General features: G+C 68.6%; 17 protein-coding genes. 6 read left to right on the top strand and 11 right to left on the bottom strand.

Annotated features, from left to right (window positions below):
* Position 1: 1 nt before the first annotated feature.
* Complete coding sequence (locus tag N1027_RS00205; RefSeq protein WP_259503707.1) at positions 2-1,021, top strand: universal stress protein; 1,020 nt, start codon at positions 2-4, stop codon at positions 1,019-1,021.
* Positions 1,022-1,127: 106 nt separating this feature from the next.
* On the opposite strand, the gene N1027_RS00200 is transcribed toward N1027_RS00205, so the two are convergent.
* From N1027_RS00200 to N1027_RS00185, 4 genes are read right to left on the bottom strand one after another with little or no spacing between them, the layout of a single operon-like run.
* A complete protein-coding gene (locus N1027_RS00200) occupies positions 1,128-1,970 on the bottom strand; it encodes a universal stress protein (RefSeq protein WP_259503705.1) in 843 nt (280 codons plus the stop codon).
* A gap of 4 nt (positions 1,971-1,974) precedes the next feature.
* Complete coding sequence (locus N1027_RS00195) at positions 1,975-2,415, bottom strand: hypothetical protein (protein WP_259503704.1); 441 nt, start codon at positions 2,413-2,415, stop codon at positions 1,975-1,977.
* A gap of 33 nt (positions 2,416-2,448) precedes the next feature.
* The gene (locus N1027_RS00190) at positions 2,449-3,483 is read right to left on the bottom strand and encodes an NAD(P)-dependent alcohol dehydrogenase (RefSeq protein ID WP_259503702.1); all 1,035 of its coding nucleotides are present in this window, start codon (positions 3,481-3,483) and stop codon (positions 2,449-2,451) included.
* Positions 3,480-3,956, bottom strand: a complete 477-nt coding sequence (locus tag N1027_RS00185; RefSeq protein WP_259503700.1) for a universal stress protein — start codon at positions 3,954-3,956, stop codon at positions 3,480-3,482. Before N1027_RS00185 ends, N1027_RS00190 begins: the two co-directional genes overlap by 4 nt.
* Before the next feature lie 267 nt (positions 3,957-4,223).
* Here N1027_RS00185 and N1027_RS00180 point away from each other — a divergent pair, with 267 nt between their 5' ends.
* Together N1027_RS00180 and N1027_RS00175 are read left to right on the top strand one after the other, a co-directional pair.
* On the top strand, positions 4,224-4,697 hold the full coding sequence (locus N1027_RS00180) for a pyridoxamine 5'-phosphate oxidase family protein (protein ID WP_259503699.1): 474 nt from the start codon (positions 4,224-4,226) through the stop codon (positions 4,695-4,697).
* Entirely contained in the window at positions 4,697-4,897 is a 201-nt protein-coding gene (locus N1027_RS00175) for a hypothetical protein (RefSeq protein ID WP_259503698.1), read from the top strand. Before N1027_RS00180 ends, N1027_RS00175 begins: the two co-directional genes overlap by 1 nt.
* Before the next feature lie 133 nt (positions 4,898-5,030).
* On the opposite strand, the gene N1027_RS00170 is transcribed toward N1027_RS00175, so the two are convergent.
* From N1027_RS00170 to N1027_RS00155, 4 genes are all read right to left on the bottom strand, one after another.
* Positions 5,031-5,444: an arsenate reductase ArsC gene (locus N1027_RS00170; RefSeq protein WP_259503697.1), complete on the bottom strand. Its 414-nt coding sequence runs from the start codon at positions 5,442-5,444 to the stop codon at positions 5,031-5,033.
* Between the two features lie 79 nt (positions 5,445-5,523).
* Positions 5,524-5,811, bottom strand: coding sequence for a hypothetical protein (locus N1027_RS00165; RefSeq protein WP_259503696.1), 288 nt, complete (start codon positions 5,809-5,811; stop codon positions 5,524-5,526).
* Positions 5,808-7,280, bottom strand: a complete 1,473-nt coding sequence (locus tag N1027_RS00160) for an MFS transporter (protein ID WP_259503687.1) — start codon at positions 7,278-7,280, stop codon at positions 5,808-5,810. The genes N1027_RS00165 and N1027_RS00160 overlap by 4 nt, the downstream gene beginning before the upstream one ends.
* A 91-nt stretch (positions 7,281-7,371) precedes the next feature.
* Complete coding sequence (locus tag N1027_RS00155; RefSeq protein ID WP_259503686.1) at positions 7,372-7,932, bottom strand: TetR/AcrR family transcriptional regulator; 561 nt, start codon at positions 7,930-7,932, stop codon at positions 7,372-7,374.
* A gap of 243 nt (positions 7,933-8,175) precedes the next feature.
* Here N1027_RS00155 and N1027_RS00150 point away from each other — a divergent pair, with 243 nt between their 5' ends.
* Both N1027_RS00150 and N1027_RS00145 read left to right on the top strand, forming a co-directional pair.
* Positions 8,176-10,866, top strand: a complete 2,691-nt coding sequence (locus N1027_RS00150; RefSeq protein ID WP_259503681.1) for a LuxR family transcriptional regulator — start codon at positions 8,176-8,178, stop codon at positions 10,864-10,866.
* Between the two features lie 237 nt (positions 10,867-11,103).
* Positions 11,104-12,480, top strand: a complete 1,377-nt coding sequence (locus tag N1027_RS00145; RefSeq protein WP_259503679.1) for a glucose-6-phosphate dehydrogenase — start codon at positions 11,104-11,106, stop codon at positions 12,478-12,480.
* A 60-nt stretch (positions 12,481-12,540) separates the two neighbouring features.
* On the opposite strand, the gene N1027_RS00140 is transcribed toward N1027_RS00145, so the two are convergent.
* The gene (locus N1027_RS00140; protein ID WP_259503678.1) at positions 12,541-13,092 is read right to left on the bottom strand and encodes a hypothetical protein; all 552 of its coding nucleotides are present in this window, start codon (positions 13,090-13,092) and stop codon (positions 12,541-12,543) included.
* A 160-nt stretch (positions 13,093-13,252) separates the two neighbouring features.
* Between N1027_RS00140 and N1027_RS00135 the strand changes: the two genes are divergently transcribed.
* Positions 13,253-14,404 carry a mechanosensitive ion channel family protein gene (locus tag N1027_RS00135; RefSeq protein WP_259503676.1) on the top strand — a complete coding sequence of 384 codons (1,152 nt, stop codon included), beginning with the start codon at positions 13,253-13,255 and terminating at the stop codon, positions 14,402-14,404.
* Positions 14,405-14,416: 12 nt separating this feature from the next.
* Here N1027_RS00135 and N1027_RS00130 read toward each other — a convergent pair whose 3' ends face one another.
* On the bottom strand, positions 14,417-14,821 hold the full coding sequence (locus tag N1027_RS00130; protein ID WP_259503674.1) for a hypothetical protein: 405 nt from the start codon (positions 14,819-14,821) through the stop codon (positions 14,417-14,419).
* A 1-nt stretch (position 14,822) separates the two neighbouring features.
* Entirely contained in the window at positions 14,823-15,017 is a 195-nt protein-coding gene (locus tag N1027_RS00125; protein WP_259503672.1) for a hypothetical protein, read from the bottom strand.
* Positions 15,018-15,051 lie beyond the last annotated feature (34 nt).

Here is a 15,051-nt window from a genome sequence, read left to right as displayed (position 1 = left end):
GATGGCGGCTCTGGTCATCTACGAGTCGCTGTTCGGCGCCACCCATGAGGTGGCGGAGGAGATCGCGGCCGGGCTCCGACAGAACATGCGTGCCACCGTGATCTCACTGCACGACCTCGATCCGGATCAGTTGCCGCAGAGCGAGCTCATCGTGCTCGGTGCTCCCACCCACACCCACGGACTGAGCACACCGGCCAGCCGTGAGAACGCCGCTCTGCTCGGTCTCGACGGCTACTCGGGCCTTCAGCTCGAGCACGATCACGCCCCGATCGGCATGGCCGAGTGGCTCGAAGGTGCCGAGTTCCCGGCAGATACCGCGTTCGCCGTCTTCGACACGCGCATCCGGGGGCCGCGTCTGCTTGTCGGATCGGCCGCACACCACCTGGAGAGTGTCCTGCGCGAGAGCGGAATCGAACTGCTCACCCCGCCCCAGAGCTTCTACGTCATGGACAACCATCGTCTCGAGCCGGGGGAGCGCGAACGTGCGCGCTCGTGGGGCACCGGGATCGAGCTGGAACAGCCGAACCCCTTCGACGGGGTTCTCGATCCCGCACCTGCGACGCCCGCGAGCATCGTGGTCGGGCACGATGGATCGGCGCAGGCGGATGACGCGCTGGTGACTGCTTTGGAACTCGCCACCGCATTGTCGGCGCCGCTCGTGATCGTACGCGCGTGGTCGATCGACACCGCACCCCGAGGGGCCCTGTTCCACGACGGTTTCGCGTCACCCTTCTCGGAGGTCGACGCGCGCGTGCGCGACCTGCTGATCGAGGAGACGCAGTCGATTCGGGAACGTCATCCTGGCGTGGCCGTGGAGTACCAGGGCGTGCTCGGGCAACCCGCGGAGGTGCTGATCGAGGTGTCACGCAACGCGCGGATGCTCGTCGTCGGGTCTCGCGGACGCGGCGGTTTCGCCTCCCTGATGCTCGGATCGGTCAGCGAGCAGTGCGTGAGGCACGCCACCTGCCCGGTGCTGGTCGTGCGTCCGCCAGGACGAGACCTCGATCACGAAGGATCCTGACGGCCTATCCGAGCGCCAAGTCGTCGAGCGCTTCGTCGACCCGGTCGAATCCGTGCCGGGTGACGGGGCTGACGCTGCGGCGCAACCGACGCGACGTCAGCCCGGGTCATGAGCGCACGACGATGGTCGGCGCGTGCAGGTCGCGCAGCGCGGCGTGACTCACCGACCCGAGCTGCAACCGGCGCACCCCGCGGGTGCTGTGATTTCCGATCACCAGCTCGGTGGCGCCTCGCGCCGCTTCGCTCACCGCGATGGCAGGAGCTTCGCTGATGAGGGATTCGCGGATGGCCAGACCGGAGATCTGGCTCGCCGCGGCGACGGCGTCGCGCAGGATGCCGTGACGCATGTCTTCGAGAGTGTCTTCGAAGCCGAGGTCGGGTACGAACACGTCCTGCCACTCGGGAGGGGGAGCCCAGGCGTGCACGAGTCGGAGTTCCTCGCGCAACCGTTGGGCTTCGTCGATGGCCACGTCGAGCACTGCCGAACCTTCGGCCGCTCCGTCGATACCGACCACGACGCCGGAGCGCACTCCGATGAACACGTTGCTCGGCACGACGGCCATCGTTCCCGGGGTGCGTGCTCCGGCAACCCGGGTCGCCACCGACCAGCCGAACGGGGTGCGTCTTTCCGAACGGGGAGTCCCGCCCACGACGAGCAGAGTGCCGGGTACGGAGAGGCGGATCAGTTCGTCGACGACGGCGCCCCGGATGGCCTCGGTGTCGATCCGGGCGTTCGGATAGCGTGCACGCATCCGTTCGGCGGCGTCGATGAGGTGCACCCGCACCTGGGACTCCACCGATGTCGGGCTGAGGTAGTCGCTGCCGGTCTCCTGGCCGGGCACGATGCTCACCACCCGGACGGGTGTGTCGCCGGCTCGTTTCACGGCCCAGTCGAGCGCGGTTGCCGCGGATTCGGATTCGTTCCATCCGACGACGATCCCGTCGAACATGCGGTCACCTGCTTTCTGTCGTGGTGCGGAGCCCCTTCGCGGGGCGCACAATTGAGGGGGTGATGCCGAGCAGGGCCAGCACGAGCACGAGTTCGGCGATCCCGACGGCGAAGTAGGCCGTCTGTAGCCACGAGTACTCGCGGATGACCGCGATCTCGACGAAGATCCAGATGATCATGCCGAAGCCGGCGATCGCGGTGACCACGATCCCGGCCCGTGGACGCAGCAGAAGGGTCACGGCGCCGGCGAGCTGCGTGCCTCCGACGATGACGCCGAGAACGAGACCGGGCATGAGGAAGGAGGTGAACGCACTGCCCTCCAGATAGTCCGCGGGCACGCCACCTCCACCGAAGAAGATCGCCACCACGGCTCCGCCGAAGGACGAGATCGCCCCGAAGAGGAGGATGCCCACCAGCACGCGGCGGGTGAGGGTGTCGCTGATCATCGCTTTGCTCCTGTTCCTGTCAGGTGAGTTCGGTCAGGGAACCACGACAGCTCGGCCGCGGATCGTGCCGTCGTGCAGCCGGCGGTAGGCCTCGGGCGCATCATCGAGTCCGAACCGCTCGACGTGCACCGACAGACGCCCCGTTCGGGCGAGGTCGAGCACCTCGATCAGTTCGGCGCGAGTGCCCCAGCAGGGCGCGCGCACGGATGCGCCGAACGGTGTCGAGAAGAATCCGGTGGGCAGCAGACCGCCACCGATTCCGACGATCTGGATGTCGCCATCCGTCGCGACCACGGTGCGGGCGAGGTCGAGGGTGCCGGTCGCGCCGACGAAGTCGAAGACCGCGTCCGCCCCGCGCCCTGAGGTGAGGGAACGGATGCGTTCTGCAGCGTCGCCGTCGGACACCAGCACGTGATGGGCGCCGACCTCGGTGGCGAGCGCCAGCTTCTCCGGGTCGGTGTCGAGGGCGATCACCGTTGTTGCCGTGATGGCGCGGAGGATCTGCACGGCGACGTGTCCGAGGCCGCCGACGCCGATCACCACGGCGGTTGATCCGGGTCGCAGTTTGCCGAGGCTCGACACGATCGCGTGATAGGGGGTGAGGCCGGCGTCGGTGAGGGAGACGCTCTCCACCGGGTCGAGATCGCCTAGCGGCACGAGGTGCCGGGCGTCGTCGACGATGAGGTATTCCGCCATCGCCCCGGGTGCCCCGAGCCCTGGCGGGGCGATGCCGAGCGCCGCGGCGTTGCGGCAGTAGTTCTCGCGACCCTGCGCACACTCGTGGCAGCGGCCACAACCCCATGGGCCGTAGACGGCCACCGAGTCGCCCACGGCCACTCCGGCGACACCCGCACCCAGCTTGTCGACGACCCCGGCGCCTTCGTGACCGAGAGTCAGAGGCAGCCCGTAGACGTACTGGTCCTCCGGAAGGCTCATCACGAACGCGTCGGAATGGCAGAGTCCGGCGGCCGTGACCTTGAGACGCACTTGACCCGGACCGGGTTCGGGAGTGTCGATCTCGACGACCTCGGGCGGCGACCCGATCGTGCGGTACTGCAGCGCCCTCATTGCTGCGGTCCACTCTCTTCGGCGGCCTGGTCGTGCACGACCAGAACCGGGCAGTGCGAGTGCTCGGCGCACTGGGCGCTGACAGACCCGAGCAGCAGGCCGGCGAAACCACCGTGTCCACGGCTTCCCACCACCAGCAGGTCGGCGGACTCGCTTTCGTCGATCAGCACGAGCGCCGCTGAGCCCTCGCGGGTGGTGGCGGTGAACCAGTCGGGTCGGGATGACCCGAAGACCGCTGCGGCGACCTGGTCCACGATCTGTTCGGCATCCCTGTCGGGATAGTAGAAGGCCGGCAGCGGGGTGTAGGAGATCGGGTAGCTCCAAACGCAGATGGCGTCGACCCGCGACCCGAACTTCTCCGCGATCCCCACCGCGCGGCGCAATGCCTCGATCGAGGCCTCCGATCCGTCGACCCCGACCACGATGCGGTCGTATCCGGTCGAGCTGCGGGCGGTGCTGTCTTGGTCGGTCATGCTCGTGTCTCCATTCGAATCACAGCGTGGTGCACGTCGTACTTCGACACTAAGAAGACCGTGACCGCCCAATTAGAGCCGAAGGTCCCGTCACGGTGTCGGATGCCGGGGTCGGGGAGTGCGTCGGAGGGCCGAAGGTCCCGCCGACCGAGCGCCCTGCGAGCCGGGACCTTCGGCCCTACTCGCTCGGCGGCTGGAAGCGCATCCTTGCGGTGTCGGTGCGTCATCCCGACCTCACCGGAACCGAGCAGAACGGACCGACGGACGATGATCGACAACCCGTATTTCCTGCAGTCTCGGCGGGAGGCGGCCCCCGGCACCGCCGAAGCACTCGACGAGGCCGGATGTTGGGAACTTCTCGGTTCGAACGAGATCGGCCGGCTCGCCGTCGTCGATGACCGGGGAGCGGACATCTTCCCGATCAATTACCTCGTGAAGGACGAAGCCATCTTCTTCCGCAGCGCTCCGGGAACGAAGATCGTGAGTCTCACGGAGCACCCGGGGGTCGCACTCGAGGCCGATGGCACGGCCGACCGCAAGCGATGGAGCGTCGTCGTGCGGGGTGAGGCCCGTCGACTCGACTACGACTCGGAGATCGAGGCCTCGGGCGTGCGGAACCTTCCGACCATGACCGACTCTGAGAAATGGAACTACTTCGGGATCACGCCCCGCACCGTGACCGGCATCCGATTCCGCGCCGTTCCACGCACGAGTACGCCCGCTGAGAAGGGCGAGGACTGATGGCCACCGACGGCCGCGGACGGGTGATCGTGCGCGAGGGCTCCTGGGGGTTCGTCTTCCTGATCGCCTATGTGGGAGCCGCGATCTACTTCATCTCCGTGTCGGACGGCTCGTTCTGGGGAGTCATTCTGGGGCTCCTCCAGGCGATCGTCTGGCCGGCCTATGTCGTGTTCCATGTGCTGGAAGCGATCGGAGCCTGACCGCAGTCCGCGGCGACGAGAGCGCGCTATGCCTTCATCGGTGAAGGTGGCCCAGCGGATAGCGGGAGGGTGCACACGACCACTCCGCCGGGCGCGGAGCTGTCGATCGTGACCGTGCCTCCGTGTCGTCGGGTCAGTCGACCGGGGCGGGCAGGATCTCGGCGAGCAGTCGTTCGATCCGAGCTTTGATGTCGTCTCTGATGGGGCGCACGGCTTCGATTCCCTGGCCGGCCGGGTCGTCGAGCTCCCAGTCCTCGTAGCGCTTGCCGGGGAAGATCGGGCAGGTGTCTCCGCAGCCCATCGTGATCACCACGTCCGACTCCTTCACGGCCTCTGTGGTGAGGATCTTCGGTGTGTTGCCCGCGATGTCGATGCCCTCCTCGGCCATCGCCTGCACCGCGACCGGGTTGACCCGGTCGGTCGGCTCCGACCCGGCCGACAAGACCTCGACTCGGCCGTCGGAGAGGGCGGCCAGGTAACCGGCGGCCATTTGCGAACGGCCGGCATTGTGCACGCAGACGAACAGGACGGTTGGCTTCTCAGACATCAATTCCTCGGGGTCAGATCGATGAGCGTCGATGTTCAGTATGCCTCCTGCTGGTCGCCGATGGCCGACAGCAGTGACCTCATAGGGCCGGGTCGACCGTCTCCGCGTCTTCGGGGAGCGGCGCCGGAGCCGTGCGGTCGGAGGTGGCCGCGACCGTGATGACCGCGCCGACCGCAGCGAACGCGAAAGCGATCACGGCGATCCACGCCGTCACGATCTCGAGTGTTCCGTCATCCGGTCGGCGGAGCACCGACGTCACGATCGCCGGTCCGCCGAACGCCAGCACCACGTCGAAGAGGAACAGTCCGGCGCCCACCAGGTAGGCGATGCGGAGCGCGAGCACGAGATGGGCCAGACGGGCTGTCACCCCTCCACGGTAGTGCGTGCGGCACGCGCCGAGCGAGCGTCGCGGATGAGGAGCACCGCGGCACCGGCCGTGACCGCCAGCAGTGCCGCACCGAGGAAGACCCAGGAGAATCCGGCGGTCAGTGCCTCCGCCTCCGCGACGCCGGCGTGCACCAGGCTCTCGGTGCGGGTGGCCGCCAGGGTCGAGAGCAGAGCGAGGCCGACCGCGCTGCCGATCTGCTGACTGGTGTTCACGAGACCCCCGGCGAGCCCGGCATCCGAAGGCCGCACTCCATGCACGGCGAGCTGGGTCGCCGAGACGAAGGCGCCGCCGAGACCGATGCCGAGGAGCACGGTGGGGCCGAGCAGATCGACGAGGAAGACCGCGGATGCGGGCGCGGCGGCCAGCCAGACCAGCCCTCCTGCCACGACGAAGAGCGAACCGACCAGCGTGGCCCGGGTTCCGATCCGCCCGATCACGGCCGGCGCGACACCGGCGACGACCACCAGCGCGCCGGCGAGTGGCAGCTGACTGAGGCCGGCGGTGAGGGCGTCGTAGTGCAGCACGGCCTGGGTGTAGACGGAGAACGCGAAGAACAGGGCCGTCATCGCCGCTCCCATCAGGAGGATCGCGACGTTTCCGGCGGTCACCGAACGATTCGCGAAGATCGAGAACGACACCAGCGGGGCGGGGGAGCGGCGTTCGATCAGCACGAAGCCGACGATCAGAGCCAGGGCAGAGCCGACGAGGGCGAGGGTGAGCGGATGCGCGAGACCGAGCTGTTCGAACGACGTGAGAGCAGCGACCAGCGCCACCAGTCCACCCGTGATGGTGGCCGCGCCCGGGTAGTCGAGGCGACCGCCGCCCGATTCGGGGTCGCGGGTCACCAGACGCGGCACGAACAGGAGCACGGCCAGGCCGATTGGCACGTTCACGAAGAACACGGCCTGCCAGCCGAATGCGGCCGTGAGCACGCCGCCGAGCAGCACGCCCGCCGCGCTTCCGATCCCGGCGACGGCTCCCCAGATGCCGAGCGCTTTCGCGCGATCGCGGGCGAGCGGGAAGAGGTGGGTGACGAGGGCGAGTGATGCGGGAGCCAGGAGAGCCGCGGATGCCCCTTGAAGTGCGCGAGCCATGAACAGCATCTCGCCCGACACCGCGAACCCGGCGAGAGCGGATGCGCCGACGAAGCCCGCAGACCCGATGAGGAACAGCCGGCGGTGCCCGTAGCGGTCGGCGAGCCGGCCCCCGAGCAGCAGCAGGCCGCCGAACGGCAGCACGTACGCGGTGATCACCCAGCTGAGAGCAGCGGTGTCGAGTGCGAGCTGGCCGCCGAGTGAGGGGAGCGCGATGTTGACGATCGAAGCGTCGAGCACCACGAGGAACTGCGCGAGGGCGAGCACGCTCAGGGCGAGCCAGCGGCGCCGGCTCCGGGTGGGCGCTCCAGGAGCACCAATCTTGGTCGGTGCGGGTGTGGATGTCGCGGTCATGTCGTGTCCTTCGTTCAGTGAGTGACTTGTCAGTCACTCCTATGGGGAAAAGGCCGCGCAACCGGTGGTGCTCCGCGGCGGTGGCGGTGGGTCAGGGGTGGCGGATGCCGCGGTTGAGGATCGCTGCCCAGGCCGAGTCGTCGTTCTCGATGCCGGTGGTCACGATGAGGTGGCAGAGTTGGCCGAAGGCGATGAACTGCTGCACCTCGTCGTCGCTCGCGCCCGATCGGGTCTTCGCGAAGAGTGTGACCTTCGCCAGCCCTCGGCGGAGCGAGGCGCCGATCTCCGGCACCTCGGCCGCCGATTGGGCGTGCACCTGCAGCATCAGGAGTCGCCGGTCGGCGATCAGCTCGGCGTACGCCCCGCCCATCGCATCCAGTACACCGCCGGGAGTCGGGGTGGCGGCGGCCGCGGCGCCCTCCTCGAGGGCGACGACGATCTGGTCGAAGCACTGTTCGAGGGCGGCGACGAAGAGCGGCTCCTTGCCGGGAAAGAGTTTGAACACGTAGGCGGGGGAGATGGCCGCGCGCTGGGCTATCGCCGCCACCGTCGTCGCCCAGTAGCCGGTGAGAGCGAACTCGCTGAGGGCGGCCGAGACGACCGTGGTGCGGCGCGCGTCGGCGGTGGAGAGGACGGAGGATCGGGGTGCCATGTGAGTGACTGTACACTCACTCTTCGTGAGGCACAAGCTCCGGGTGGCCGAGAACGCGCGCCGACCGAGCGTGGCGGCGGGCTACGTAGAGATGTTCTCGGCACTACGTAATCGGAGTCAGGATCCCGAATTCGACCGCGAAAAGTGAGTAAAACCTACTCAGGCCGTCTCGACCGGACGGCACCACTCTCGCCCCGAGATGCCGCGACTTTTCGTCGTGGCGTGAAGAGAAAGTCACCGATCATGACACCGTCCAAGAACGCCCCCCAGCTCCCCGGTGGCCATCGACTGCGCGGTCGCGACCGCGTGTTCAAACAGGCGCTGCTCGCCATCCAGCGCGCTGACGCGCCCTCCTTCGTGCTGGTCGGTGGTGCGCCCGGTGTCGGGCGCACCACCCTCCTCGACGCCCTGGTCGAGGCGATCGACTGCGATCGCATCGTTCACCGGGTGCGTGGCAACGCCGACCTCAGTACCGTGCCGCTCGGTGCTCTGGCCCCGGTGATGGCCGCGCTGCCGGTGGAGGGCGACGACTCCGCGATCGTCGAGTTCCATCGCGCGATCAACCGTCAGGGGGTGGTGCTGGTCGTCGACGACGCGGAGCTGCTCGATGCAACGAGCCTCGGTGTGCTCGAGCAGGTCGCCCAGGCGGGCAGGGCCACGCTGCTCGTGGCGCGGGCCGCGAAGGTGGTCGCCGACGGATCGGGCGCCGTCACCGCCGGCCTGACCCGGCACGCGACCATCACCATCGAGCTCCCCGCGCTCGGCCAGGCCGACGCGTCGGCGATCGTGAAAGACCGCCTCGGCCCGAGCATCGGAGCGGCCGCGGCGGAAGAGATGGTCCGGCTCGCCTCGGGCAGCACACGGACCCTCTCCGAGCTGATCGAGGCATCCGTCGGCGCCTGCGACCTCAGCGACGACATGGGCGCCTGGCGTGAGAACTGGCCCTATGTCTCCGAAGGCCTCATCGCTTCGCTGCCCGCGAATCCTCTGGCGACCGCTCCGCTGGTGCTCGACGTGTTGATCGTGCTGGCCGTCGCCGGCGAGCTGCCGGTCGAGCAAGCGGGAACCTCGGGCGTGTCCGAGACCGGTGCGCAGCAGGCGGAAGCCGCGGGACTGGTGACCACTCGTTCGCGCGACGGACGCATCTGGGTCGAGCTCGCGCATCCGCTCTACCGCCCGGTGCTGCTCTCGACCGTGTCGGAGCTCGCGAGAGCCGGCTTCTGCGCGGCGGGGGTCGACATGCTCGACGGCTACTCCGACCACCGGGTGCGACGTGCTCTGCTGCAGCTCGCCGCGGGATACCCGGTCGCTCCCCAGCTGCTGATCGACCTGGCGCACCGCGAACTGAGCGAGCGTCGCTATGCGACCGCGATCACGCTCGGGGAGCACGCGGCCGGATCAGCGGGCGCGGATGCCGCGTTGCGAGCCGCGGGGGAGTACGTCGAAGCGCAAGCGCTGTCGCAGATCGGGCGGTCGCGGGAGGCGTCCGAGCATTTCGCCTCGGCCTGGGCCGCCCTGAACAGTGTGGGCGCCGATGCCGACCGGCCGTTCATCGCCGCCCTCGCACAGGCGGAGGGCAACCATCTCGCCTTTCGTGAGTTGCGGCCCGACGTCGCGGTCTCGCGGGTCGAATCGATCCTGCACCGCCTCGACGATCGCGATCGCGCCCTCGTCGAATCCGATCTGGCGAAGTGGCGGCTGATGTCGGGGCAGGGGATTCCGCTCGGAGTCGAGCAGCTGGCGCTGCTCGGGCCGGTCGAGACACCCGGCGACCTCAACCTGCTGATCATGACCGCGACACTGCAGACCATGGGTGGCAACCTCACGCTCGCCGGTGAGGCGGTGACTCGCGGCCTCGCCGAGTGCGACCGTTTTCGCCAGGTGCTGCCGAACGCCCGCGACCTGCTCGAACTCTCCGAGGTGCTCGTGCTCTCGTTCACCAGTCGGTTCACGGATGCGCGCACCGCGGCGCGCCGCAACCTCGCCCGGGCCGAGAAGAGCAATCCGAGCGCTCGCGGAATCTGGAAGTTCGTGCTCGCGATCATCGAGTTGCATGCCGGTTCGCCCGCGCGAGCCTGGAAGCTGATCACCGAGGGGCGGCGCGATCTGGTCTGGCGCGACATCGCCGGCCTGCTCCCGACCGCCGACGCGCTCTCCGCCGCGGTGGCCGCGCGCACCGGACGCTTCGCCATCGCGCGGAGCTGGCTCGACCAGCTGACTTCGGCCGAAGTCGTCGATCCGAAGGTCGAGCTGTACGCCTGCCTGGCGCGGGCGTGGGTGTCAGCTGCATCAGGGCGGCCCGGGTTCGCCATCCGGAGCCTGGGGCCGGCCCTCCACAAGGCCGTCGACGGCGGCCATCTCTATCTGGCGGCGCTCGTGGCCTACGAGGCGGTGCGGATCGAGCCGGTCGTCGGCGCCACCGTGATGCTGCCGCACCTGCTCGCTGCACGGCACGCGTTCCCGCTCGCGGAGTCGCACGCCCGAGCCGTGATCGCGCGCTACGACGTGCTGCCGATCGCGAAGGAGCTCGCGGAGGCGGGATTGCTCGGTCCGGCCATCGACGCCGCTCGCTGGGCGGCGGATCATTGCAACGGCGACCTGGTGCGGGCGTCATCAGCCCATCGGCTCGCCGATTCGTGGACGGTGCGGGCCGGCGTCTCGATGGCGAACCGGCGCGCGGAGCAACCACGCGTCACTCCGCTCACCGATCGCGAATGGCAGCTGGCGTGCGGAGCGGCTGCCCACCGCACGAGCGCGGAGCTGGCCGCGGAGTTCGGGATTTCTGTGCGCACGGTCGACAACCACCTTGCACGCATCTACAAGAAGCTCGGGATCACCGGGCGCCGCGAACTCTCGGCGGAGCTGAGCGAGCTCCAGCTCGACGGTGCCTACGAGGGATACGGCGCGGAACGACCCACCTCGGGAAACAGGTAGAAAGTACTCACGGTGGGGGAGGCCATCCATGACTGACAATTGCTCATGGCGTAAGCCAGATCATCCGCAACGTGAGCGCAGTACTTTGGGCCCGAGGTCCACTCGTCAGTTCCTCGCCGGCAGCGCGCACGTGATGGTCACGGAACAGGGGCGGCCTTCGGGTGGTCGCTCCTGTTCCAATTCTCGTCGGCTCGCCGGTTCCCGTTCGAGTCGAGTCGCTGGGCTACTGTGACAGGTATGACGCAACGGGTCGACACGCTCCTCATCTTCGGCGCCAGCGGAGATCTCACCGCACGCCTCCTCCTTCCCGGACTCGGGCAACTGCTCTCCGATCAGCCCGACCGGCGGCTCGAACTGATCGGCGCCGGCAGCGCCGACTGGAGCGACGAGGAGTGGCGGAAAGTCGTCACCAGCTCATTCGGCGAGGTGAAGGCATCCGGTGCCGGCGTCGAAGCGCTTCTCGCCGCCACCCGCTACGTCAAGGCCGACGTGACGGATGCCGCCGACCTCGCGAAGGTGCTCGGCATGGCCGACGGCACCCCCGCCATCTACTTCGCACTGCCGCCGGCCGTGGCCGCAGAAGTGGTGGTGACGCTGCAGAAGGTCGAGTTCCCGCCCGGACTGACCCTCGCACTCGAGAAGCCCTTCGGCATGGACGTGGCGACCGCTGAGGCGCTGAACGCCGAACTCGCGAAGCTCGTTCCCGAGAATCAGATCCACCGGGTCGATCACTTCCTCGGCCGCTCGACGGTGTTCAACATCCTCGGCCTGCGCTTCGCGAACCGCATCTTCGAACCGGTCTGGAACTCGGAGCACATCGCCGAGGTCGCGATCGTCTACGACGAGCAGCTGGGGCTCGAGGGTCGTGCCGGTTACTACGACAAGGCCGGTGCGCTGATCGACATGATCCAGAGTCACCTGCTGCAGGTGATGGCGGTGCTCGCGATGGAGCCACCCTCCACCCTCGGCCAAGACGACCTGCGCGACTCCAAAGAGCTCGTGCTGCGCGCCACCCGTCTCTGGGGCGACGACCCCGACGCCTCCAGTCGCCGCGCCCGCTACACCTCCGGCAGCATCGACGGGCGCGAGATGCCGAGCTACGCCGCCGAGAACGGCGTCGACCCGGCACGCGAGACCGAGACGCTCGCCGAGGTGACGCTCGAGATCTCCACCTGGCGCTGGAAGGGCGTGCCGATCACGTTGCGCTCCGGCAAGGCCATCGGCCAACGCCGGCGCGAGATCGTGGTGACGTTCAAGCCCGCGCAACAACTCCCGGTGGGGCTCACCGGGGCGAACTCGCCTACGGTGCTGCGCATCTTCCTGGCTCCGGATGCGATGTCGCTCGAACTCGACATCAACGGTCCGGGCGACCCCTACGAGCTCGAGCGCGTGAGCCTCGACGCCACGTTCGGCGACGGGCAGCTCCTGGCCTACCGCGAAGTCCTCGCGGGCATCCTCGACGGCGACCCGACGCTCAGCGTGCGCGGCGATTCCGCGGTGGAGGGCTGGCGCATCCTGGCCCCCGTGATCGCCGCCTGGCGGTCGAACGAGGTGCCGCTCGAGGAATACGCGGCGGGCACCGAGGGCCCGGATGCCTGGAAGCCGGTGGGCTGAGCGGACTGTTGTGCCGCGGTCGGCTGAGCAGACTGCTGTGCCGCGGCCGGCTGAGCGGACTCAGATCGCGATGGTGCGGGTCTCCATCTGACGCTGGGCGACCGCTTCGGTGACGGCGTTGTGGTGAGCGACGAGGGAGCGGAGCGCGTCGTCGTCGCGAGGGTCGGGCCCGTCGATCATCGGAGCCGCACCGATGGCGACACCGGCGGCGACGGTCGGGTAGGCCGGAATCAGGGGCGCGACCGGGGCGAGTGCGACGACCGCAGCGGCGGGCGCGACCGGTGCGCGCCCGGTCGCCGAGGCGACGGCGCGGGCCAGCTGACGGGGCACCGGCACCGACTCGACGGGGGTGAGCGGCGCGATGATGCCGTGCCCGTTGGACTTCATGCTGATGCCGTGTTCGGCGAGGTTTGCCACGATGTCGTGCGCGACCGACTTGGCCAGGGCCGTGTGGAAGATGTCATCGGTGTCGGAGGCGCTCCGCCGAGTGATCGCGAACGATCCGAGCGGCCCGAAGTTCTCCATCAGAGTCTGGCTGACGAGCTCGTACTGTCGCTCCTGGCTGACCGTGCTCTCCCGTGCCGCTTTCGCACGTCGTCTCCAGCCGATCATCGCAACTCCCTCCGCAACCCCGTCGTGTGAACAGTGTGCGTGCTGGAGGTTGAGCGCAGCCAATCGACACGCCGGATTGGCTTATCCAATGGGCTGATAAGGGTGTAAATTCACCCAACCGCGGATCCATCCGCTGCGACCGCGGCGCGGGAAGGGACCCATGTCCATCGAACGAACCTGGATCGCGTTCGCGATCGCCACCGTGCTCGCTCTGCTGGTCGCCATCGCCGTGACCGCGATCATCGCCCTCATAGTGCGACTCATCGGCCGCAAGAAACGCTGGCCCGACCTGCTGGTGCGTCGGGCGCGCATCCCGTTCCGAATCGTTCTGGTGGTGCTGCTCCTGTGGAGCGGGGTGGCCATGACCTTGCCGGCCACGGAATGGCTGCCCGCCGTGAACCAGGTCTTCCTGATTCTGGCGATCGCCGCCGGCGCCTGGCTGCTCTGCGGTCTGGCACTGTTCGCTGAGGACATCGCGCTCGCCCGCTACCGCATCGACCGGCCCAACAACCGGCTCGCGCGACGGGCGCGAACGCAAGTGCTGATCCTGCGACGGCTCACGATGGTCGCGGTGATCGTGCTCGCCATCGGCGCCATCCTGCTCACCTTCCCAGGCGCGGAGGCGGTGGGCGCCAGCGTGCTCGCGTCGGCGGGCATCGTCTCGATCATCGCCGGCCTCGCTGCCCAATCGACGCTCGCGAACGTGTTCGCCGGCATCCAGATCGCGTTCAGCGACGCCATCCGTGTCGACGACGTGGTGATCGTCGAGACGGAGTGGGGGCGGATCGAGGAGATCACCCTCACCTACGTGGTGGTGCACATCTGGGACGACCGGCGGATGGTGCTGCCGAGCACCTACTTCACGTCGCAACCGTTCCAGAACTGGACCAGGCGCAACTCCGAATTGCTCGGCTCGGTCGAGTTCGACCTCGACTGGCGCGTGACACCGGGGGAGATGCGTGCGGAGCTCGCGCGCATCCTCGCCGCCACCGAACTGTGGGACGAGCGGGTCTCCGTGCTGCAGGTGACCGATGCGACCGGCGGGTTCGTGCGCGTGCGCATCCTCGTCACCGCCATCGACGCGCCCACCCTGTTCGACCTGCGCTGCTTGGTGCGGGAGGAGATGATCTCGTGGCTCTACCGCTCGAGCCCGCAGTCCATCCCTCGCACCCGCGTGCGGGTTATGGAGGAGGAGAAGGACGTGTCGCATCGGCCTCGACCGGGGGAGCCGGATGCGACGGGCTTGTTCCACGGAGATCGCGACGCCGACACGCGGGCGAGCTTGTTCACCGGGCCGATCGAGACGCGCTGAACGACGCGCGGGTCAGGCGGTGGGTGGCGACTTGGGCTTGCGTGGCGCGCGGGGCGGCACCGCAGCCGCGTTGTCGGGCAGCGGAGTCGTGGGCGATGTGGAATCGGACGCTGCCGAATACGGCTCCGGCTCTCGCTCCGGCTCGCGCGCGGCATCCGACGTTCCCTCGTATGCGGGCGGTGCCCCCATCGGCAGCCCGGGCTCGGCGACCGGGCGGATCGGCCAGGTGAAATGGCCGGGCTCGCCGTTCTTCACGAGGTAGACCTGCGCCGCGCGGGTGCCGAACCAGAGGAAGCGCACGAGGAGGAACAGCACCCCGAGCACCGCCAAGAACACGATGGCGGCGGCCACGACCGAGACCACGCTCGTCAGGATGCCGAACAGGATCGACAGCAGACCGCCCCCGGAGTGGAACACCTCAGGAATCCTCGAGCTCGCGCGCGTCTTCGTCTTGCTGCATGACACTGCCGATGGCCAGGGCGACCGTGATGGCCCAGCTGATCCACATCAGGATGAGCCGCCAATCGCGTGGACCCTTGCGTGTGGTCTGGATGGCGGAGAACGCGCCGATTGCCGCGCCGATGATGCTGCTGTTCAGGATGTACTTACGCACACTGTCCCCGTCCTCTTGCGTTGTTGCCCCTACG

The organism is Herbiconiux aconitum (assembly GCF_024979235.1).
Classification (GTDB): Bacteria; Actinomycetota; Actinomycetes; order Actinomycetales; family Microbacteriaceae; genus Herbiconiux; species Herbiconiux aconitum.
The sequence above is the reverse complement of the archived record's forward strand: the minus strand, read 5'-3'. Positions and strand labels throughout refer to the sequence as shown.